At 63.3% G+C, this 19585-nt stretch carries 22 protein-coding genes; 10 read left to right on the top strand and 12 right to left on the bottom strand.

The genetic code is table 11. From position 1 onward, the window contains the following. Window positions 1-21 precede the first annotated feature (21 nt). Window positions 22-3156, top strand: coding sequence for an efflux RND transporter permease subunit (locus tag U9970_RS03705; protein WP_322765360.1), 3135 nt, complete (start codon window positions 22-24; stop codon window positions 3154-3156). Here the strand turns inward: U9970_RS03705 and U9970_RS03700 are convergent. The 4 genes from U9970_RS03700 to U9970_RS03685 form a co-directional block, all read right to left on the bottom strand. Further along, entirely contained in the window at window positions 3128-3838 is a 711-nt protein-coding gene (locus U9970_RS03700; protein WP_322765359.1) for a potassium channel family protein, read from the bottom strand. The genes U9970_RS03705 and U9970_RS03700 overlap by 29 nt on opposite strands. After that, a complete protein-coding gene (gene bchL / locus U9970_RS03695) occupies window positions 3838-4737 on the bottom strand; it encodes a ferredoxin:protochlorophyllide reductase (ATP-dependent) iron-sulfur ATP-binding protein (protein ID WP_322765358.1) in 900 nt (299 codons plus the stop codon). The genes U9970_RS03700 and bchL overlap by 1 nt, the downstream gene beginning before the upstream one ends. A 146-nt stretch (window positions 4738-4883) precedes the next feature. Continuing rightward, a complete protein-coding gene (locus U9970_RS03690; protein ID WP_322765357.1) occupies window positions 4884-6500 on the bottom strand; it encodes a ferredoxin:protochlorophyllide reductase (ATP-dependent) subunit B in 1617 nt (538 codons plus the stop codon). A gap of 22 nt (window positions 6501-6522) precedes the next feature. After that, window positions 6523-7785, bottom strand: coding sequence for a ferredoxin:protochlorophyllide reductase (ATP-dependent) subunit N (locus U9970_RS03685; protein ID WP_322765356.1), 1263 nt, complete (start codon window positions 7783-7785; stop codon window positions 6523-6525). Between the two features lie 183 nt (window positions 7786-7968). On the opposite strand from U9970_RS03685, the gene U9970_RS03680 reads away from it, so the two are divergent. Continuing rightward, window positions 7969-9102 carry a potassium channel family protein gene (locus tag U9970_RS03680; protein WP_322765355.1) on the top strand — a complete coding sequence of 378 codons (1134 nt, stop codon included), beginning with the start codon at window positions 7969-7971 and terminating at the stop codon, window positions 9100-9102. Window positions 9103-9132: 30 nt separating this feature from the next. On the opposite strand, the gene U9970_RS03675 is transcribed toward U9970_RS03680, so the two are convergent. Then, a complete protein-coding gene (locus tag U9970_RS03675; protein WP_322765354.1) occupies window positions 9133-9351 on the bottom strand; it encodes a CP12 domain-containing protein in 219 nt (72 codons plus the stop codon). A gap of 169 nt (window positions 9352-9520) precedes the next feature. Here U9970_RS03675 and U9970_RS03670 point away from each other — a divergent pair, with 169 nt between their 5' ends. Next, window positions 9521-9904: a hypothetical protein gene (locus U9970_RS03670; RefSeq protein ID WP_322765353.1), complete on the top strand. Its 384-nt coding sequence runs from the start codon at window positions 9521-9523 to the stop codon at window positions 9902-9904. A gap of 16 nt (window positions 9905-9920) precedes the next feature. On the opposite strand, the gene U9970_RS03665 is transcribed toward U9970_RS03670, so the two are convergent. Beyond that, window positions 9921-10085, bottom strand: coding sequence for a Nif11-like leader peptide family natural product precursor (locus U9970_RS03665; protein ID WP_322765352.1), 165 nt, complete (start codon window positions 10083-10085; stop codon window positions 9921-9923). 207 nt (window positions 10086-10292) lie between these two features. Here U9970_RS03665 and U9970_RS03660 point away from each other — a divergent pair, with 207 nt between their 5' ends. From U9970_RS03660 to U9970_RS03645, 4 genes are all read left to right on the top strand, one after another. Beyond that, window positions 10293-10643, top strand: coding sequence for an RNA recognition motif domain-containing protein (locus tag U9970_RS03660; RefSeq protein WP_255018543.1), 351 nt, complete (start codon window positions 10293-10295; stop codon window positions 10641-10643). Between the two features lie 105 nt (window positions 10644-10748). Beyond that, complete coding sequence (locus tag U9970_RS03655; protein ID WP_322765351.1) at window positions 10749-11345, top strand: esterase/lipase family protein; 597 nt, start codon at window positions 10749-10751, stop codon at window positions 11343-11345. Window positions 11346-11359: 14 nt separating this feature from the next. Further along, window positions 11360-12457, top strand: a complete 1098-nt coding sequence (locus U9970_RS03650; RefSeq protein ID WP_322765350.1) for a glycosyltransferase — start codon at window positions 11360-11362, stop codon at window positions 12455-12457. 86 nt (window positions 12458-12543) lie between these two features. Beyond that, on the top strand, window positions 12544-12765 hold the full coding sequence (locus U9970_RS03645; protein WP_322765349.1) for a hypothetical protein: 222 nt from the start codon (window positions 12544-12546) through the stop codon (window positions 12763-12765). Here U9970_RS03645 and U9970_RS03640 read toward each other — a convergent pair. The 5 genes from U9970_RS03640 to U9970_RS03620 all read right to left on the bottom strand — a co-directional run bounded on the left by U9970_RS03640 (window position 12762) and on the right by U9970_RS03620 (window position 16997). Next, on the bottom strand, window positions 12762-13613 hold the full coding sequence (locus U9970_RS03640; protein WP_322765348.1) for an acyl-CoA desaturase: 852 nt from the start codon (window positions 13611-13613) through the stop codon (window positions 12762-12764). The genes U9970_RS03645 and U9970_RS03640 overlap by 4 nt on opposite strands. A 55-nt stretch (window positions 13614-13668) precedes the next feature. After that, window positions 13669-13941 (bottom strand): cell division protein SepF, encoded by a 273-nt coding sequence (locus tag U9970_RS03635; protein WP_322765347.1) that lies wholly within the window; start codon window positions 13939-13941, stop codon window positions 13669-13671. A 49-nt stretch (window positions 13942-13990) separates the two neighbouring features. Beyond that, window positions 13991-15112, bottom strand: a complete 1122-nt coding sequence (locus U9970_RS03630; RefSeq protein WP_322765346.1) for a glycosyltransferase — start codon at window positions 15110-15112, stop codon at window positions 13991-13993. A gap of 78 nt (window positions 15113-15190) precedes the next feature. Then, window positions 15191-15727 carry a hypothetical protein gene (locus U9970_RS03625; protein WP_322765345.1) on the bottom strand — a complete coding sequence of 179 codons (537 nt, stop codon included), beginning with the start codon at window positions 15725-15727 and terminating at the stop codon, window positions 15191-15193. A 70-nt stretch (window positions 15728-15797) separates the two neighbouring features. Beyond that, window positions 15798-16997, bottom strand: a complete 1200-nt coding sequence (locus tag U9970_RS03620) for an NAD(P)-binding protein (protein WP_322765344.1) — start codon at window positions 16995-16997, stop codon at window positions 15798-15800. 58 nt (window positions 16998-17055) lie between these two features. On the opposite strand from U9970_RS03620, the gene U9970_RS03615 reads away from it, so the two are divergent. From U9970_RS03615 to U9970_RS03605, 3 genes are all read left to right on the top strand, one after another. Further along, window positions 17056-17484 (top strand): DCC1-like thiol-disulfide oxidoreductase family protein, encoded by a 429-nt coding sequence (locus U9970_RS03615; protein ID WP_322765343.1) that lies wholly within the window; start codon window positions 17056-17058, stop codon window positions 17482-17484. Window positions 17485-17497: 13 nt separating this feature from the next. Then, window positions 17498-17863, top strand: a complete 366-nt coding sequence (locus U9970_RS03610) for a hypothetical protein (RefSeq protein ID WP_322765342.1) — start codon at window positions 17498-17500, stop codon at window positions 17861-17863. Between the two features lie 77 nt (window positions 17864-17940). Further along, on the top strand, window positions 17941-18099 hold the full coding sequence (locus U9970_RS03605) for a hypothetical protein (protein ID WP_322765341.1): 159 nt from the start codon (window positions 17941-17943) through the stop codon (window positions 18097-18099). 6 nt (window positions 18100-18105) lie between these two features. Here the strand turns inward: U9970_RS03605 and U9970_RS03600 are convergent, their stop codons facing one another. After that, window positions 18106-19446 carry a cation:proton antiporter gene (locus U9970_RS03600; RefSeq protein WP_322765340.1) on the bottom strand — a complete coding sequence of 447 codons (1341 nt, stop codon included), beginning with the start codon at window positions 19444-19446 and terminating at the stop codon, window positions 18106-18108. Window positions 19447-19585: the final 139 nt, after the last annotated feature.

The following is a 19585-nucleotide window of genomic DNA, read 5'->3' as shown; positions in this document are numbered from 1 at the left end:
CAGCGCAACGCAACGGCTCCCATGAAATCGATCTCCGATCCCTTTCTGCGCCGGCCCGTGTTCACCCTGGTGGTGAGCCTGCTGGTTCTGCTAACAGGGCTGGTGTGTTTACCGCTACTGCAGGTGGAAAACCTGCCGCCGATTGCTCCCAGCCGGGTAACGGTGCGAGCCACCTACCCAGGCGCCGGCCCAGAGGTGGTGGAGCAGGGGGTCACCGCCTTGCTGGAGCAACAGCTCAACGGCCTCGAGCGGCTCGACAGCATCCGCTCCACCAGCTCTGCCAACGGCAGCTCCATCAGCCTGGGATTCGAGGGCGGCGACCCCGAGCTCAACCAGATCAACACCCAGAACGAAGTGGCGGTGGTTACTCGCCAGCTGCCAGCACCGGTGGCTCGCTTCGGGGTGCAGGTGCGGCGCAGCTCCGACGACCTGCTGATGATTCTGAGCTTCAGTGCCGATCCCAAGCTCTATGGCGAAACCTTTTTGAGCGGCTGGCTCGATCAGGTGGTTAAAGAGAAGCTGCAGCGGGTGCCTGGGGTGGGCAACGTCACCCTTGCAGGTGGTAACAGCCTGGCCTTCAGGCTCTGGCTCAACCCGGCCCAACTCGAGGAGCGCGGCCTCACCATTACCGATGTGCGCACGGCCCTGCAGCAGCAAAACGTGCTGGCTGCCTTGGGCCAAATGGGTGAAGCCCCCAGCCCCAGCGGCCAAGAGCTCACCCTGCCGCTGCGCATGGAGGGGCGCCTGCGCAGTCCGGCGGAATTGGAGCAGCTAGTGGTGGCCCGCAGCACTAATGGCGGCGTCACCCTGCTGCGGGATGTGGGCCGGGTGAGCCTGGGCAGCGAGAGCTACGACACGATCGCCACCAACCTGCAAGGCAGACCAGCGGTAGCCGTGCTGATCAACCAGCGCGACGGCAGCAACGCCATCGCCGTTAGCAAAGCGGTGAATGCAGCCCTCGATGAGCTGGCACCCCAATTTCCGCCCGGGGTGGATCAGCAGCTGATTGTTGATGAGGCCGACTTTGTGCGCGGCAGCATCCAGGGCACCCTCAACAGCCTGCGCGATGCGGTGTTGCTGGTGTTCTTGGTGCTCCTTCTTGGCCTTGGCAACAGCCGCCTGGCCCTGATCACAGCTGCCGCAGTGCCAGTGGCCTTGATCGGCTCGTTGAGCGTGCTCAAGCTTGCCGGCCAATCGCTCAACACCCTCACCCTGTTTGGCTTGGTGCTGGCCTCTGGGCTGGTGGTGGACGACGCCATCGTGGTGAGCGAGGACATTGGCCGCCGCCTAGAGGACGGCAAGCCACCCCTACAAGCCGCCCGCGAAGCCATGGCCGAGCTGGGCGGGGCCGTGGTAGCCACCTCCCTAGCCCTGGTGGTGGTGTTTATCCCGGTACTGGGCCTGGGGGGCAGCTTGGGCCGGCTATTTGCGCCGATCGCGATAACGATCAGCGGCGCCATCGCCTTCTCCACCCTGAATGCCCTGAGCTTCACGCCGGTGGCCAGCAGTCGCCTACTCAATCCCGAGCGACGAGAACCGACCTGGCTGCTGCGTTGGATCGACCCGCCACGGCGCTGGCTCGAAGGGTTGGAGGTGCCCTACGGCCGCTGGCTGGCCTGGACTATGGAGCGGCGGCGGCTGGTGATGTCCCTGCTGCTGGCTGGCCTAATGATCACGGGATTCGCCCTACAAGCCCTGCCCAAAGCCTTCATCCCCCAGGAGGACAACGGTCAGCTGCGGGGAGTTGTGATTCTGGCCGATGGCCTCGGATTGCAGCAGACCCAACGGGTGCTGGACCAGGTGCGCCAGGTGGTGGCAGACGAGCCGCTCATCACACGGGCAACCTTCTATGCAGGCCGCTCCTTTGGGGACAGCAGCCCCAATAAAGGCATTTTTTATCTGCGTTTGGCGCCGATCGAGCAGCGCCGCAGCGCCGAGGCAGCTACTCGGGCCGTGGGACAGCGCCTCAATGGCGATTTGCGCCGCCGCATCACCGGTGCAGTGGTGCAGATCAGCGAGGCCCCCTCAGTGCGCGGTTTTAGTGCCGAGGGCGGGCTCGAGCTTGAACTGCTGGACAACAGCAACGGTCAACTCAGCCTCTCTGACTTCGAGCAGCAAGCCCAGGCCTTCATCCGCGCCGCCCAAGCCACCAATCGCTTTGAACGGGTTTCAACCCGCTTCAGCGCCGGTGCCCCCCTGGTGCAGCTTGTGCCAGATCGGCTGCAGATGGCCTCGCTTGGGGTGGATCTCAGCACCGTGGTCGACACCCTCGGAGCCAGCTTCGGCAGTGACTACGTCAATGACAGCTTCGAGAGCGACCAGGTGCGCAAGGTGATTGTGCAACTCGACGGCGCCTCGCGCCGCAGCGCCGATGACGTGCTCGCCCTTCAGGTGAAAACCCGTGACGGCCAGCTAATCCCCCTGGCCCAATTGGTGCGGATCGAACAAGAAACGGGCCCTACCTCGATCAACCACACCCGGCTGGTGCGTTCGATCAGCATCCGGGCCCTGCCCCGCCCTGGCGTGAGCAGTGGCCAGGCCATGGCCAGCCTGATGGAAGTGCAGCGTCAGCTGGGCGACAGCACCGAATTGGAATGGGCTGGCCTGGCTCGGGAAGAGTCGCGCGCCGGTGGCGGCAACGTGAGGGTGTTTGCCCTGGCGATCCTGGTGATGGTGCTGGTGCTGGCAGCCCTCTACGACAACTTTGCCGACCCCTTTATCATCCTGGTGACCGTGCCCCTTGCCATGCTGGGGGCCATCGGCGGCCTGATGCTGCGGGGCCTGCCCCTAGACGTTTATGGCCAGATGGGCTTACTGGTGCTGGTGAGCCTGGCTGCCAAGAACGGCATCTTGATCGTGGAGTTTGCCAACCAGCGCATGGCCGAAGGACTGGATCTAGACACGGCGATCCGGGGGGCCGCCATCGCCCGCCTAAGGCCGATCCTGCTTACGGCCATTTCCTCCCTGGCGGGCTTCCTGCCCCTGCTGCTGGCCAGCGGCTTCGGCTCAGGCAGCCGGGTAAGTATCGGCACGGTGGTGTTTTCGGGGCTACTGGTGGCCACCGTCCTCAGCCTGTTCGCGGTGCCGGTGGTTTACCGAATCGTCAAGGGCTGGGAGCTAGGCAACCCTAAGGCTGCTGGCTTTCCTGCACCGTAAGGCGACTGATCAACACCCCCATCACTGCGGCCACATAAAACGTGCCCGCTATGGCGATGGCCACGCTCACCATCTGGGCCTGGGGGCTCTCGGGAATCACATCGCCGTAGCCCATCGTGGTGAGACTCACAAAGGCGAAGTAGTTGAGTCGCACAAAATTGAGGCCCCACACCGGGCTGCTCTGGCCCAGATCCTGCGCCGACAAGTTCACGTTGCTGAAGCTGGCCGGATCAATCGTCTCCAGGGCACAACAAAGCAAGCCGGCTGCCAGGCCGAGCATCAGATAGCCCGCCAGCGCCCCTCGCAACACCACATCCGACACCCGCCGCTCCAGGGCCAGGCCCCTGATTAGGCGGATAGCACTCCAACCGCTAAATAAGGCCCAGAGGGCGATCACCGGGATGCCGGTGCTGCGCAGCTCCAGCGGGGTGAAATACCAGAGCAAACCAACGGCAATGGCCGCAACTCCCAGACCCTTAAACAAGCGCCGCGGCAGCGTGCCGAACTGCAGGCTGCCGGTGGGATTACCCAAGCCTCGGATCATCACAAGAGCCATGAGCAGATAGCCCAAGGAGGAAAGACGATTCCAGGGTTGGGGCAGGGTGAAGGTGATCAGCACCAACAGACAGACGATCAGCAGCTGGCCGTAGCTCTGCTGGCGCGGGGTAGATACCCCATCCATCAATCGAAGCCGAGCAGGTCGAAAATCTCGCGATCCTTGAGGGATTCGGCCTCCAAGGGCTCGACGTCATCGAGCATCCGGCGGGCCAGCTTGAGGTATTCCTCCTGCACCGCAACCACTTCTGGTGTGCTTTCCATCTCGAAGATGGTGCACTTCTTGAGGCGGGATTTACGAATCGCGTCCACGGTCTTGAAATGGGCCATGGTGCGCAGCCCCGTGCGGGCATTGAACTTGTCGATTTCGTCGGTCTCCTCAGAGCGGTTGGCGATCACACCACCGAGACGCACCTTGTAGTTCTTGGCCTTGGCATTGATGGCCTGCATGATCCGGTTCATCGCGAAGATGGAGTCGAAATCGTTGGCCGTCACGATCAGGCAGTAGTGGGCGTGCTGAAGCGGTGCGGCAAAGCCTCCGCACACCACATCTCCCAACACATCAAAGATCACCACATCGGTTTCTTCGAGCAGATGGTGCTCCTTGAGCAATTTCACCGTCTGACCTGTGACATAGCCACCGCAACCAGTACCCGCCGGTGGACCACCAGACTCCACGCACATCACGCCGTTGTAACCCTCAAACACAAAGTCTTCGGGCCGCAACTCTTCAGTATGAAAATCAACCGTCTCGAGAATATCGATAACGGTGGGCACCATCCTCTTGGTGAGGGTGAAAGTGCTGTCGTGCTTGGGATCGCAACCGATCTGCAGCACCCGCTTACCCAGCTTCGAGAAGGCGGCCGAAAGGTTTGAAGAGGTGGTGGATTTACCGATCCCACCTTTGCCATAAACAGCCAGTACTAAGGCACCCTCCTCGATAGCCATGGTGGGATCAAGGTGTACCTGCACGCTGCCCTCGCCATCGGGCTTGGAAGTGGCTGGCGGATTGAGTGTTGTGGTCATTGAAGTTGGGGAAACAGGAAAGATCGGAACCGAAACTCTTAGCTAAATAATTTTGGACCGTAAGGCTTAGCCCTGGGCTCTTGGAATCAGGCAAGGAGCGTCAGGGTCACCCCCGCAGCGCGGGCCTGCTGTTGCCATCCCAGCCATCATGGAGCGAAATGGGCCTTGGCCTCATAAAGGGCTTCGCTGTCGATCAGAGCTAGGCCCTGCTCGCGGGCGTAGGCCTCCGTATTTTTTCGCACCTTGCCCCGCACAAAGAAGGGGATCTTGGCCAGCTCAGCTTCACCATCCGGGCTCCAAACGATCACCCCATCGCCGGGAATGCTGGCTGGCGCAGTGTCATTAGCTGGTGTCTCGGGGTGCTTGGCTGGGGCACTGGCACCCTCTAGGTGGCTGAGGTGCCCATCCACGAATTCAAAATCGTGGCGGAACATGCCGATCAGGTGCTCCTCCAGACCCATCATCAGCGGGTGCACCCAGCTATCGAAGATCACGTTTGCCCCCTCCCAGCCCATCTGGGGCGAGGTGCGCGCTGGCACATCCTGAACGTGCAGCGGTGAGCTGATCACTGCGCAGGGGATGCCGAGGCGCTTGGCGCTGTGGCGCTCCATCTGGGTGCCCAGCACCAGCTCCGGTGCCGCCTCCGCCATCGCCGCCTCCACTGCTAGGTAGTCGTCTGAGATCAACGCCTCCAGCCCCAGCTCCTGCGCGGCCGCCCGCACCTCCCGGGCCTGCTCGCGGCTGTAGCTCCCCAGGCCGACCACCTTGAAGCCCAGCTCGCGGCTAGCGATGCGGGCTGCAGCGATGGCGTGGGTGGCATCACCAAAAATGAACACCCGCTTACCGGTGAGGTAGGTGGAGTCCACCGAGCGCGAATACCAAGGCAGCCGCGAGCGCTGTTCAGCGGCGCAGGTGCCGTCGGCTGCGCTTTCAAGCTCAGCGGGCAGATCCAAACCCAGCACCCCGTGCAGCTCGCGCAAAAAGGCTGCCGTAGCGCCGATACCGATCGGCACCGTCTTCACCGTCTGCATGCCGAAGCTGCGCTCCAGCCAGCTGCATACCGGGCCCGCCAGCTCGGGATAGAGGCTCACATTGGCGTCGGCGGTTGGGATCCGCATCAGGTCGGCCGGACGGGCCCCCAGGGGCGCCACCACCGCCACATCAATGCCGTAGCCAGCCAGCAACTGGCTGATCTCGCCCACATCGTCGCGGCAGCGGAAACCAAGCAGGCTTGGTCCCAGCAGATTCACCCGGGGCCGCCGGCCCTCGGCACGCCAGCGAGTCGGATCGGGCTTGGGCTCGCCGGGCGGCGGCACCTGGGCCTTGAGCAGGCCTCGCACCAGTTGATAGAGGGTTTCAGCGCCGCCCCAGTTCTCCTTTTTGGAGTAGGCCGGCAGGTCCAGGCTCACCACCGGGATGCCGCCCAGGTCCATGGTCGCCGCCAGGGAGCCAGGCTGGTCCTGGATAAGTTCGGCCGTGCAGCTCTCGCCCACCAGCAGCGCCTCGGGCTGGAAGCGCTCCACGGCTGCAGCGATCGAACGCTTCACCAGCTCGGCGGTGTCGCCACCCAGGTCGCGGGCCTGGAAGGTGGTGTAGGTAACGGGCGGGCGCCGGTCGCGCCGTTCAATCATCGTGAACAGCAGATCGGCATAGGTGTCGCCCTGGGGGGCGTGCAGCACGTAGTGCACCCCTTCCATCGAGGCGGCTATGCGCATGGCACCCACGTGGGGGGGGCCTTCGTAGGTCCAGAGGGTGAGTTCCATGACTGATTAATGGGACGGGTGGTCAGGAAAAGGAGAGTGCGGCGCGGCGGCGCAGGGAGCGGGCAAACAATTCGGCCAGCTCGCCGGCCTGGTCGCAACCGTGGATGGGGCTGAATACCAACTCAATCGACCACTTGGTGGCGATGCCCTCGGCCTCCAGGGGATTGGCCAGGCCGAGGCCGCACACCACCAGATCTGGCCGCTCGGCGCGGACCCGCTCCAGCTGGCGTTCCACGTCTTGCCCCTCGGTAATGCGGGTGCCCGGTGGCAACAGGGCCAGCTCCGCATCGAGCAGCTGGCGATCGAGATAGGGCGTGCCCACCTCGACCAGCTCCATGCCGCACTCGCGCTGCAGGAACCTCGCCAAGGAGAGCTCCAGCTGGGAATCGGGCAGCAGAAAAAGCCGCTTACCGGCCAGTAGCTCCCGGTGGGGAGCTATGGCCCGCTGGCCCCTCTCCACCAAGGGATCGAGCACCTCGGCCACCAGGGACGGCGCTACCCCGAAGGCAGCGGCGCCCGCAGCCATCCAGGCCCGACTGCCCTCCACCCCAAAGGGATAGGGAGCCGTAAGCAGCTGGCCGCCGCGGCTCACCAGGGCCCTTGCCGTGGCCGAGAGGAAGGGCTGGGCCAGCAGCACCCTGGTGCCGGGACCAATCGGGGGCAGCTCGGTGGAGCGCCGCGGCGGCAGGCTCGTGACCACCGGAATACCCAGGCGACCAAACAGCTGCACCAGCCGGTCTTCCACCGCATCGGCCAAGGTGCCGACGATCAACAGCTGATCGATCTCGCTGCTGGGCATCAGGGGAACCATCGCCAGCAGAGCTTGGTCTTCTCCCTGGGTGAAGGTGGTTTCGATACCGCTGCCGCTGTAGTTCAGCACCATCACCCGGCCGGTTAGCTGGGTATTGAGCCGCTCGGCAGCCTTAGCCAGATCCAGCTTGATCACCTCGCTGGGGCAGGAGCCAACCAGAAACAAAGTGCGGATTTCGGGACGCCGCTCCAGCAGATCCTTCACCAGCCGGTCGAGCTCATCATTGGCATCGGCCAGGCCGGCCAGATCCCGCTCCCCCAGAATCGCAGTGCCGAAACGGGGTTCGGCAAAGATCATCACGCCGGCGGCGCTCTGAACCAGGTGGGCGCAGGTGCGGGAGCCCACCACTAGAAAAAAGGCATCCGGCATGCGCCGGTGCAGCCAGACAATCGAGGTGAGTCCGCAGAACACCTCCCGTTGTCCACTTTCCTTAAGCAGCTGTAGGGGCGGCTGCTCTGCCAAACCAGTTGTCATGTCACCAATCACCGAAGACGCGCCCATCCAGGCGACCCCTGCGGAAAGAACCTTTAAGGGTTAACGGAGCTGGCAGGCCAACTGTCGACAACGACTACAAATGTTCGGGATCAGCCCACAGGCCGTAACTAATTGCAGCCGATAATCTGGGATTCGTGATCTGGAGCACCGGGTCCAGGTCCCATGCCCAAGCACTTCTGGTCAATCGTCCCAAGACGACCACCCTCTCGGCGAGCGCGCAAACCCTGGCGGGCTCCCCTGTCGCTGGCCATGCTGGTGAATGCCGGCGCCATCGGCTACCACCTCAGTGAGGGGTGGGATTGGGGGGATTCCTACTGGATGGTGCTGATCACGCTCAGCACCCTGGGATTCAGCGACGGGCACACCCAAATCCTGAGCGCCGGTGGGCGGGTGGTCACCACCCTGCTGATCCTCGGCGGCTTGGTGGTGGTGCAGATCAGTATCCAAGGGGTGCTGGGTCTGTCTGAATCCGGGTACTTCCGGCGCCTGCGCGAGCGCCGATTCCGCAGTTGGCTATCCACCATGCATAACCATGTGATCCTTTGCGGCTATGGCCGCATCGGCCGCGAGATCGCCGAACAACTTGCCAGGGAAAACGTTCCCCTGCTGGTGGTGGAGATGGACGCGGAGCGCCGCGAGGCAGCCGAAGAGCGGGGGCTGGCCGTGCTGATGGCCGACGCCACCCTCGACGAAACCCTTCTGGATGCCGGCATCCACCGCTGCCGTGCCCTGGTGGCGGCCCTACCCAACAACGCATCCAACCTCTACGTGGTGCTGAGCGCCCGGGGTATGGCGCCCAACTGCCGGCTCATAGCCCGTTCCGACAGTGAGGAAGCGGAACGCAAGCTGCGCCTAGCCGGCGCCGATCAAGTGGTGAGCCCGTATGTCAGTGGGGGGCGCACCATGGCCGCCACCGCCCTACGGCCCCTGGCAGTGACCTTCATGGATCTTTTGGCTGGCTCTGGCTGCGAGGTGGAGGAATTTCTGCTCAGCAGCGACCCAGCTGACCTTGGCAGCCTCAATGGCGCATCCCTGGCGGAGCTCCAGCTCGGCTCGCGCTCTGGGGCCCTAGTGCTGGCGATCGTGCCGCCCCAGCCAGAAGTAAACGATATGCCGAAGCAGTACCGGGGCTCCCAGTACTCCCCACAGCGGCCGGAGCTGCTGGCAAATCCCGGTAGCGACACTCGCCTGGCCCCGGGCCAGATGCTTGTTGTCATGGGCAGTCAGAAGCAGCTGGACCGATTCACCCGGCTGCTTGGCACCGCCCTTAAAAGTGTGGACGTGATGTCCACATAACCCTTATGTCTACGACGATTGAGCCAGGGCTCAATCGTCGTAGACGAGGCAATTGACATCCGATGGGTTGAGATCACAGAACACCTCAAACGGTGTTGGAGCCTCGGTTTCCTCCGGATGGCGCACCTGAAAATCCTGCAGCTCCTTGATCTGCTGCTCAAGCTTGCGGGCAACGGCCTGATCTCCCCGCTCCGTGGCCTCCGCCAGAGCTGAGCGATAGGTCACCAACTGGTCAGCAATGCTCGACATGGCGCTGGCTCCCTGGAAAGGAGTTGAAAACGAACGGCTGAAAACTTAGTCCCGGCAAATGCCGGTAGGGCTGTCCGATCCGCCAACGGCAACAGAAGAGCTGATAAGTGTCAGTTTCCACACCGAAGCCGCGCTCCTCGCCATGGTGTGGCGAATCACAGAGATTTCCATGGCTGACGCTCCCTACCTGGTGGCCCTGGCCCTGGTGGAACTAGATGGCAAGCGGGCCCTGCCCCTAACTGGCAAGTCCCAGCGGCAAGACAGTGATGGCGAACCCGGCGAAGCAGGCCGCACCCTGGCCCTGGAACTGCTGCTGAGGCTGTGGCAGCGCAGTGACGAGGGGGCCCTGCGGCGGGCTGCTGCTGAAGACAGCCTGTTGCTCTTGGAGATGCCGCTCGAGGTGATGAGCGAGCGGTTGCCATTGATCAAGGCCGACTGGATCGCCGGCGGCACAACTGAAGAATTGCTAGCCAGCCTGAAGCAACTGGCCCAGCAGCGCTGGCGGATCGGCATTGTCAAATACCAGCCCGCCACCTTCACGCCCTGGCCCTAAGCAGGCCCGACTGCGCTCAGAGGCGCTGGGCGCGGGACCAGGAAGCCGGAGAAAAGGCATGGCCCTGCTCCAGGGCAATCGCCACTACCGCATCGACACTGCCGGCGGCATCGACACGGGCCCTTAGGGCCGTATCAGCATCAACCTTGACCATGAAGGCTGTGAGCTGGGCTTTCGACATGGCGATGCATGGCTTGGAACACCCCATCCCTAGCCAGGCTTTGGGCATCTGGCATCACACCGCTGGTCAAAGCACACGTCGTTGGGGCGGTTTCGACAACCGGGTTAGGCAACCCTGTATTGTGAAAAGTGATTCAAAGATTTCTCTCTAGCGAGCTGACCACTTTCTGTTGGGCCGTCGAAGGATCAATTCATAGTTTCTGAGTTCATGACCATTTACGTCGGCAATCTTTCCTTCGATGCAGAAGCGGAAGATGTCCAGCATCTGTTCAGCCAGTACGGACAGGTGAGCAAGTGCAGCCTTCCCCTTGACCGCGACACCGGCCGCAAGCGCGGTTTCGCCTTCGTCGAAATGGCCAATGAGGCCGAAGAGACCAAGGCAATTGAAGACCTCCAAGACGTTGAGTGGATGGGTCGCGCCATCCGCGTCAACAAAGCTGAGCCCCGCGGCAGCGGTGGTGGCGGCGGTGGCGGCGGCGGTGGCGGCGGTCGCCGCGACTTCGGCGGTGGCGGTGGCTACAACGGTGGTGGCTACGGCGGTGGCGGCAGCCGCTACTGAGCCCCGCTCGCAAAGGTTGATTTCTGGGTCACTCCGGTGACCCACAGGCCGCCCCTACGGGGGCGGCTTTTTGATGGGAACCAACCGGCTTCCTAGCCTGAGCCCATGGCAAGCGCTCCCCCCTTGGTGCTGGTGCATGGTCTGTGGGACACGCCACGCCTGTTTGATCGCCTCAAAATCCAGCTGGATGGGCGGCGATCTCCACTGCTGATTCCCTATCTACCTAATCGCCTTGGTGCCACTCCGATCCTGGAGCTAGCTCACCGGCTGGGCAGCCAAATCGAAGCAACCTTTGGTCCCCACACCCAAATCGACCTGCTGGGCTTCTCAATGGGCGGCGTGATCGGCCGTACCTGGATCCAACTTCAGGGCGGCCGATTCCGCACCCGCCGCTTCATCAGCGTCGGTAGCCCCCAGCAGGGCACTCTCACGGCTCAGCCCTGGCCCAGCTGGCTGCTGGCTGGCATCGCCGACATGAAGTGGGGCAGCCCGCTGCTGCGCCAGCTCAACACCAATCTCGAGGGGCTAGACGGCGTGGATTGCTGCAGCTTCTTCTGCGCTGCCGACCTGATGGTGCTGCCTGGTTGGCGCGCCGTATTGCCGCTGGGTCCGCGGCAGCCCTTGCCCGTGCGCACCCACCAGCAGCTGCTGCAACATCCCGCAGCGCTGGAGCCACTGGTTGCCGAATTGCTGCGCCCCTGAACTGGACCCCGACCATGGCCCTAGTGACACCAGACCCCCTGGCTATTTCCCTGCTGGTGCGCTGGTTGCTGGGCTGGTTGCTGTGCCAGCCCATGCCTGCCCTGCCTGGGTTGGCGCCGAGCGGTGAGCCGCGAGTGTCGGTATTAATTCCCGCCCGCAACGAGGCCCTCACCCTGCCCCGGCTATTGCAGGCCCTGGCCCTGCAGAGCCTGCAGCCCCTAGAGGTGATCGTGATCGACGACCACTCCAGCGACGCCACCGCAGCCCTTGCAGCCGCCGCCGGCGTCACAGTGCTGGCATCAGAACCGCTGCCAGCGGGATGGTGCGGCAAAACCTGGGCGCTTCATCAAGGCGTCGCGGCAAGTTCTGGGGAGCTACTTGTTTTCCTAGATGCCGACACCGAACCCAATCCCAGCTTCCTGGCCCGCCTGATCGCCAACCAGCAGCGCCAGGGCGGTCTGGTGTCGGTTCAGCCCTTCCACCGCACCGAAAAGCCCTACGAACAACTCTCTGTGCTGTTCAACCTGGTGGGGTTGATGGCGGTTCCCCTGGGGGCAAACGGTGGGGTGGCCTTTGGCCCAGCGATGGTGACTAGCCGCTGCGACTACGACCGCATCGGCGGCCACGCCTCGGTGACAGACAAGGTGGTCGAAGACTGGTTTTTGGCTCACCGCTATGAAGCAGCAGGACTGCCGGTAAGCGCTTTTTTAGGCCACGGCAGCCTGGCCTACCGCATGTATCCCGGCGGTCTTGGCGACATGGTGATTGGGTTTGACAAAAACTTCGCCACCGCTGCCGGTGAGGTGCACTGGCCCTGGATGCTTGCAGTGCTGCTGTGGCTCTCGGGCCTGTTCTGGGCCGCTTGGTGCCTGCCCGCCGCCCTGCTCAATTGGCCGATGGTGGGCGACCACTCCCTCGCGCCCAACCTGGTGCTCTACGGCGGTTACGCCCTGCAACTACTGCTGATCACCCGCCGCATTGGCAGCTTTGGCTGGATCAATTTGGTGTTTCCGATTCCGGTGCTGTTTTTTCTGGGGGTGTTCCTGCTGGCGATCCTCAACCTGGAGCGGGGATCGATTAGCTGGAAAGGCCGCCAATTCCCCACCCGTTAGCCCGCCGCAGACAGGCCCTAGCCATCAATCCCTCTGAAACTCTGAAGGCTGGCGCGATTTTCGACAATTGGATCCAGAATCTGGCCATGGCTGATCCCATCGCTTCGGGTCGTTATCGCGTACGCGCTGCCGTAGAGCGCGAACAAAGCGTGCCGCTGCAAGTGCAAGCAGCTCGCTTCAACACCAGAGACGACGCAGAGACCTTCGCCCAACTGGTAGCCCACGATCGGCTCCAGAATGTGGTGGTGGAAAAGCTGGCTCCAGGAGGTTGCTGGCTGCAGTTGAGCCTCGTGGCCTGCGCTTTTTAGCTATCAGCGCCGCGAGCAAGCAGGGCGTGATTGCTGGGGATCCTTAGATCCCAGGCCCAGCCGCAACGCTCCAGCAGGCGAATAAAGCGATAGGTGGGATCGGGCAACAACCGCACTCTCCCTTGCCGCAAGGTGATGCCCTGACGCACCGAAGCTTGGAATGCATGATGGAGGTTGTGCCAGCCCTCGCCCAGGGTGATCACGGCCACAAATAGGTTGTTGCGGCTGGCATCTCCGGTGGCAAAGGGTTGGTCGCCTTGCAGGTGGGCCAGGGAATTAACGCTGGCCACGCAGTGATAAAGCACTGTTGTGCTTAGGCAGAAGGCCGCCAGCCAAGGCAGGCCGCCCAGCTGCCAAGACAGGCCGGCCAGCAGCAGCACGGGCACAAAATGGAGCCGGTCGATCAGGCGCAATACGGGATCGGCCTCCACATCGGCCGGCAGGGTTGCGGGGAAAAAACTCGAGGACAACAACCAACCAACCTGGGAGCGCCACAGGCCTCGCCATCCCGCTGAAGGAGCAAGGGGGGTATGGGGATCGGCGCAAGTGTCGACGTGGCGGTGATGGGCTTGGTGGTGGGCCTTCCACCAGCTAGGGCCCATCTGACCTGCCGAAGCGCCCACAAAGGCACCGATCCAGGCAACGGGACGGGGCGCCTTGTAGCTGGAGTGGGTGATCAGGCGGTGATAGATGGCCGTGGTGGCCAGCATGCGCACCAGGTAGAGCCCCAAAGCCCAAAGGGCCGCACCGAGGCTGAGACCGGTCCAAAAAAGCAGCAGGCAGCCAAGGTGGGCGGCAATGGTCAGGACGGGCCCGAGGGAGTACAGAAAGCGACGTAGACGGGGCACTCAGCCCACTCCCATAAAGGAAATGAGCTTAGGAGGCAGGGCGCTGCAGCCTGAGTTACAGCGGTGCGGGATCCCGCCGCAAGGCCACCATCTCCGGGACGAAAACAAAGGTGAGCTCGTCGAGGCATTCGGCCTGTCCGTCGATAGCGCTGACACCACCAGCCACAAAATCGATCAACCGCTGGGCCTCGCTGCGCTCCATCGCCCCGGCGTGGACCAGCACGGTCTTGCGCTCGCGCAGGTGATGCACGATCCACTGCGCCTCCTCGAAGCGGGTGGGGTGAAACACCACCACTTCGGGCATCCATTCGTTGAATGGGCTGGGCATGCCTGGGGAAACCCCGCTGGCGGTGGGCCCTCAACGTATGGGGCTATTGCTACATGTGCAAGGAGCGACCCCGCCAGGTCCAGCCCCGGCCGCTGAGGGTCTTGATCACCGACACCGGGGCCATGGCGCCAATCACCAGCCCGCCCAGACCCGCCAACCACCACCAGTTGAGGGGAGTGCCGAAATGGCGACGACTCCAGAGCCGGATCGCCAATTGCAGAGCAATGGCCAGCAGGTCCACCAGGGCCGGCAACCAGGACAGGGGCAGGGGTGATCTCCAGGCCAGCAGAAGGGCTGGGGGCAGCAACAACCAGGGAATGGCGTAGAGCTGCACCACCACCGCACCTGCTGCCAAAGCCTTCGCCACATCACCATCGAGGCCCAGCAGCCAGTTTTTGGTCCAGCCTTCCCAGAGCGAAGCGAAGTCTCGGTACATGCGCAGGGTCAACCAGTCGAGGCCGAGCAGATAGCGCAGGCGGAAGCCCTGGCCCTTGATCGCCCGAGCCAGGGCGAGATCCTCCACCACCTCGCCAGCCACGGCAGCGTGGCCACCAATAGCTCTGTAGGCCTGGCTGCGGAACAGCAGAAACGGACCCGCTGCAAAGGCCAGGGAATCGGCGGGATCATTAGCGCGCTCAATGGGAAAACCCAGGCCCAGCAAGCTGGCGATGATCGGCTGCACCAGCCATTCGGCCAGGCAGCCACAGGTGAGGCGCGGCGCCAGGGTGAGCAAATCTGCCCCGTGGGCAATGGCGTCTGTCAAGGCGGCCCGCAGCGCTCCCGGAGCGACGCGCACATCCGCATCGATGAAGATCAACCAGTCGCTTTCGAGCTCGCTGCTGGCTCGAAAACAGGCCCAGTTTTTACCCACCCAGCGCTCTGCCGGGGGACGGGCACCCGCCGACAGCAGGCCAAAGCGTGGATCGCCTGCGCCCGCCTGAAGAGCTAAGGCGGCAGTGGCGTCGCATGAGTCGTCGTCGACCACCAGCAGCGCCCAGTGCTCACATGGCGCCTCGCTGGCAAGGATTGCCCGCACGCAGTCGCTGATGTTGTCAGCTTCGTTGTATGCCGGCACCACCACGGTGCAGGAGGTAGGGGCTAGGGAGTTTCCTGATGGAGCTGGTTGTAGAGATGGCGCCGCACTGAAGCTGCGCTCCAATAGGGCCAGCATCACCGCAAGACCAAGGCAGGAAATCAGCCCCCAGCCACTGGCCAGGGCGATCCAGATAGATGCGGAGAGTCCCAGGATTCAGCCGCTCCGCTGGCGCAGCAAACGATCAGCTTCGGCCCGCCGGCACACCCGACGAAAGGGTGCAAGGCCAATGCCGAACAACTCCTCAAACAACCGATTGGCGGTCATCACCGAAGCCAGGCCACAGCGATGCACCTGCTGCTCAAGGGTGGTTTGCGGTTGGGCTGCAATGCCCTCAAACAGCCGGCTAAGCCGAATGTGCTGGAGCGTCTGGAACGGTGTCTTACCGCGGCAGTGGTCAAAGCAGAGATCGAGCCACTCAGCACTCACCCCGATCGAATCGGCCACCACCTCCAGCTCGATCTGCTCGGAAAAGTGATGGGCGAAGTAACGGGCAGCGCGGTTAACTACTTCGAGTTGCTGGGCAGGAACCACGGGAAGGCTGGGGCAACGGCGCGGCGGGCCGTGAACAACACTGCTGAGTGCCGCTTGTGGAGAAAGGGGCCGCATCGCACTCCAGGAGGTGATCGCCTGCAAGACATTCAAAAACGTCTTATCTCCCAACTGATAGCCCCACCGCAGCGATGGCTGCAATCTCAATAAACACCGTTTGGGCGATCTGTTGCAAGGCTGCACCTATCGCAATGATTGACAGCACGCAGCTTTAGGCAAGTGCACAAAGCTCGTGGGCCAGCTGTTCGCCGCTGCGCAGGGCACCCTCAATCCGCCCAAATCCCACCCCAGCGATGAAGTCACCGCAAAACCCCACCCGGCTGCTTGGGCAGCAACTGAGTTCGGAGGGCAGTCCAGGCGCCAGGGGAAAAGCGGCACCCCAGCGCATCAACTGGCGATCAGCCGCAGCCAGATCAAGGCCAGGCAACCAGGGGGCCATCACCTGCTCAAGCGCGGTGGTGAGAGCGGCGATCACCGTATCTTCCCGGCCCTCATCGGGGGGCAGCTGAAGCATGCGGGCCACGGCGGAATGGGTGCCATAGACATCAAGGTGATCGGCGGCAAAGGAGTGGCTGGAATGGGCCACCACGGCGCAGCGACCGTCAGCCAAGGGCTGGACGGTGATCCGCTGCAGCCCCCAGCGCTGCTGGGCAGCAGCATCGAAATGGAGCAAGCTGAAAGGAAGACTGGACCAAGGTCCTGCCGCGGTTGCCTCAAGCAGCACCAGCAAATTGCTGCGGGCCTCGGTGCGGATGCCGGCGATCACAGTGAGTGCATGCTCCAGCCGGAGGTCGCCCAGCCGTTCTGCGGCCTGCTTGAGGGGCACCTCCTGCCAGCCAAAGATCTGGCGGCTGCGCGGATGGGCCAGCAGGGTGCTGCTCAGCACAAGCCAATGGGCCTGCCCCAGCAACTCCCCCTCCCGACCCAGCAGCTGCCAGACACCATCCTTGCAATCGAGGTGGCGCACCAGGGTGCCGTAGTGGGGCTGCCATGCTTCGCCAGCTTCGCCGGCCAGGCTTAACAGTCCTTTGCAGAGATGATCCATGCCACCCCTACCCCGGTAGAGCTGGCCAAGCCCCAGGGCATCAGCCTGGCCTGGCCGCAGGGTCGCCTCCCCCTGGAGCTGGGCGATCAAACCAGGCCACGGCTCAATCCAGCCTCCCGCCAGCAGGGGCTGCAACAACAGCGGCTCCGTTGCGCCGGTGATGTTGAGCAGGGGCGCCCCGTGATCGATGCGCAGCCCATGATCCTGGCGGGAGCGCCGGGTGCTCGCCCGTCCGCCCGGGCCTCGCCCTGTCTCCCAAAGGCTGAGGGTTCCGGTGTAACCCAAGCGGCGCAGCTGGGCAACGAAAGCGCAGCCCGATACCCCGGCCCCGATCACGGCGATGGATTCAGGGCCCGAACTGGGCATACACAACAACTAGAGCGCTAAGCCTTCAGGATGACAGCGATCTCCAAGGCTGCCGCCGATGATTGGCCTCCCGGCACTTGACCATCCGGTACTGGTGTTTGACGGCGGTTGTCCCTTCTGCCGCCATTTCGCTGAGCTGGCGGAACTGCGCAGTGGCATCGCGAACTTGGCGATCCGCGATGGCCGCAGCGATCACGAACTGCGGCGGCAGCTGCGGCAGCAGGGCTGGGACCTGAGCCGGGGTGCCGTGGTTTTGGCAGAGGGCAGGGTGCTGCATGGAGCCGAGGCGATTCAGTGGATCTGCAGCCGGCTGGAGCCCAGCGCCACCCTGCTGCAGCTGCTTGGCCCGCTGCTCGCCACACCAGAGAGAGCGCGGCGGCTCTATCCAATGCTGCTGCTGGCCCGGCGCCTCGCCCTGGCCGTGCGGGGGTTACCCCTGGATCCAGACCAACCAGCTGGGCAGGCTGCAACAGGTAGCGTGAATTGATAAGGGAGCGGTTGTGGCGCGGTTTTTAGTGGTGCTCAAACCCGGCGTGCCGCTGGAGGCTGCTGCCATGCTGGAGGCCCTCCAGCCCGTACTAAAGGGTCTCAGAGCTGAGATCGAGCACCGCACCCCAGCCCACCTCAGCGCCATGATCCGCGGTGGCGGCGAAAGTCAGCGCATGCAGCTGTTTGCCGATGTGCAATCAAAAGCAGATGGCAAGGTGCTGGAGCTGGTGCTGCTGAGCCGCGAAGCCATGGGCACTACCGCACCCCACACCCGCGAGGTTTTCAAGCAGCTGCTGGAGTTGATTCAGCGGCATGTGCCCTCCATGCCTCTCACCTTCCGCTCCGACCGGGACGGCCCACTGCCAATCGGAACCTGAGCCAATCGGAGCCTGAGCCACCAGGGCCGAAATTTAATAAAGGCTTAGGATTTGCCAGTAAGCCCTGGATTTGCTTCGTGAACGAGAACCACCCCGTGCTGCTCTCGCTTGACGCCGAACTGGACCAGCTGCGCAGCGCCTACATCCAACAGCCCAACGAGCAGACCCGCTACCAGCTAGTGCGCCTCGAACAGCTGATCCACCAGTGGGCACCGGGTCGCTCCAGCAACGGCTGAACTCGATTAGCTGGTCGGCTGGGCCTCCTCCAAAGTGGGAGGAATTACCAGCCGCAGCAGGATCGGGGCCAGGAAGGTGGTGCCAATCACCATCAACAAAATTGCTGCTTCCAGCGCCGGCGTGAGGATGCCGGCCTGGCTGCCGAGCCCCAGGAAAATCAGGCCCACCTCGCCGCGGGGCATCATCCCCAGCCCAACCACCAGGCGGTTGGTGGGTTCCTTGCTGAAGTAGCTCCAGCCGGCAGCCACCTTGCCAGCCATGGCTACCACCAGCAGGAAAGCGGCCACGATCAGGCCCTCTCGATTGGCCGGATCGAAAGGGTTGAGCACTGAAAGATCCAGGCCGGTGCCGATCAGCACAAAAAACACCGTGGCAAACAGGGCCACTAGGGGCTTGACCGCCGCGTCGATGTCGTGGGTGTGCTTCGAGGCGCTGAGGATCAAGCCAGCGGCGAAGGCACCTAGGGCCGCCTCTAACCCAATCGCCTGGGCGGCAAAGCAACAAATGGTGAGCACCAGAAAGCTGGCCACGGCCACATCGCCGGGGGCCTTGAGCTGATCCACCACCCAGTCGAAGGCGGGTGCGGCCTTGCGGCTCAGCACCAGGGCCACCGCCACAAACGCCACCGCCGCCAGACACAGCTTCAGCACCGGGCCAAGACTGAAGGCGCCACCACCAACAATCGCCACCACAACCGCCAAGATCACAATGCCGATGATGTCGTCGAGCACGGCGGCACCGATGACGATCTGGCCCTCGCGGCGCTTCAGCCATTTCAGCTCGCCGAAAACACTGGCGGTGATACCGATGGATGTGGCCGTCATGGCGGCCCCGGCAAAAACAGCGGGAATCAACGGCACATGAAAGATGAAGTAGAGGCCAGCAGTGCCTAGGGCAAAGGGCAGCACGACGCCGGCCACAGCCACCGTGGTGGCCTGGACGCCCACAGCCACCAGCTCATCGAGCTCACTCTCCAGACCGGTGAGAAACAACAGAGCAAACAGCCCCAGCTGTGAAACCGCCTGCAGGTTCGGGAAGGTTTCGCTGTAGACCTCTCGTGCTGCGTCGGGGCTGATCTGGGCCAAGGAGGCAAGCAGAGCGGCGACTCCGGCACTTAGCTGGGCCTGGGTTTCTGGCGGCACAATCAGATGCAGTCCCGAAACACCGATCAGCACCCCAGCCACTAGCTCACCAAGGATCGTGGGCAACTGCAAGCGCACCATCACTTCAGCGATGGCCCTTGCAGCTAGGAAGATCACCACAAAGCGGCCCACCTGAATCAGGGTTTCCGCCACCTCAAGCTGGTGGGAACTGAACTCCAGCAACAGCGGAGAGATCGGCAGCATCGGCAATGAACAAGGTTGTGGATTTATAGGGACGGTGACATTGCGTTTGGGTTGGCAAAGCCAACGAGACCCGTGATCTTTCTAGTGGTCAGCAGGGGCATGAAGGCAAACCGTGGACCCAAGCAATCCTGGGCACAAC

Source organism: Cyanobium usitatum str. Tous, from assembly GCF_963920485.1.
GTDB classification, from domain to species: domain Bacteria; phylum Cyanobacteriota; class Cyanobacteriia; order PCC-6307; family Cyanobiaceae; genus Cyanobium_A; species Cyanobium_A usitatum_A.
This window is presented reverse-complemented; position numbering and strand designations above follow the sequence as displayed.

Bases quoted from the DNA above. Each gene is read 5' to 3' on its own strand.
- U9970_RS03705 (WP_322765360.1), top strand. From the start codon at position 22: ATGAAATCGATCTCCGATCCCTTTCTGCGCCGGCCCGTGTTCACCCTG.
- U9970_RS03700 (WP_322765359.1), bottom strand. From the start codon at position 3,838: ATGGATGGGGTATCTACCCCGCGCCAGCAGAGCTACGGCCAGCTGCTG.
- bchL (WP_322765358.1), bottom strand. From the start codon at position 4,737: ATGACCACAACACTCAATCCGCCAGCCACTTCCAAGCCCGATGGCGAG.
- U9970_RS03690 (WP_322765357.1), bottom strand. From the start codon at position 6,500: ATGGAACTCACCCTCTGGACCTACGAAGGCCCCCCCCACGTGGGTGCC.
- U9970_RS03685 (WP_322765356.1), bottom strand. From the start codon at position 7,785: ATGACAACTGGTTTGGCAGAGCAGCCGCCCCTACAGCTGCTTAAGGAA.
- U9970_RS03680 (WP_322765355.1), top strand. From the start codon at position 7,969: ATGCCCAAGCACTTCTGGTCAATCGTCCCAAGACGACCACCCTCTCGG.
- U9970_RS03675 (WP_322765354.1), bottom strand. From the start codon at position 9,351: ATGTCGAGCATTGCTGACCAGTTGGTGACCTATCGCTCAGCTCTGGCG.
- U9970_RS03670 (WP_322765353.1), top strand. From the start codon at position 9,521: ATGGCTGACGCTCCCTACCTGGTGGCCCTGGCCCTGGTGGAACTAGAT.
- U9970_RS03665 (WP_322765352.1), bottom strand. From the start codon at position 10,085: ATGTCGAAAGCCCAGCTCACAGCCTTCATGGTCAAGGTTGATGCTGAT.
- U9970_RS03660 (WP_255018543.1), top strand. From the start codon at position 10,293: ATGACCATTTACGTCGGCAATCTTTCCTTCGATGCAGAAGCGGAAGAT.
- U9970_RS03655 (WP_322765351.1), top strand. From the start codon at position 10,749: ATGGCAAGCGCTCCCCCCTTGGTGCTGGTGCATGGTCTGTGGGACACG.
- U9970_RS03650 (WP_322765350.1), top strand. From the start codon at position 11,360: ATGGCCCTAGTGACACCAGACCCCCTGGCTATTTCCCTGCTGGTGCGC.
- U9970_RS03645 (WP_322765349.1), top strand. From the start codon at position 12,544: ATGGCTGATCCCATCGCTTCGGGTCGTTATCGCGTACGCGCTGCCGTA.
- U9970_RS03635 (WP_322765347.1), bottom strand. From the start codon at position 13,941: ATGCCCAGCCCATTCAACGAATGGATGCCCGAAGTGGTGGTGTTTCAC.
- U9970_RS03630 (WP_322765346.1), bottom strand. From the start codon at position 15,112: ATGCTGGCCCTATTGGAGCGCAGCTTCAGTGCGGCGCCATCTCTACAA.
- U9970_RS03620 (WP_322765344.1), bottom strand. From the start codon at position 16,997: ATGCCCAGTTCGGGCCCTGAATCCATCGCCGTGATCGGGGCCGGGGTA.
- U9970_RS03615 (WP_322765343.1), top strand. From the start codon at position 17,056: ATGATTGGCCTCCCGGCACTTGACCATCCGGTACTGGTGTTTGACGGC.
- U9970_RS03600 (WP_322765340.1), bottom strand. From the start codon at position 19,446: ATGCTGCCGATCTCTCCGCTGTTGCTGGAGTTCAGTTCCCACCAGCTT.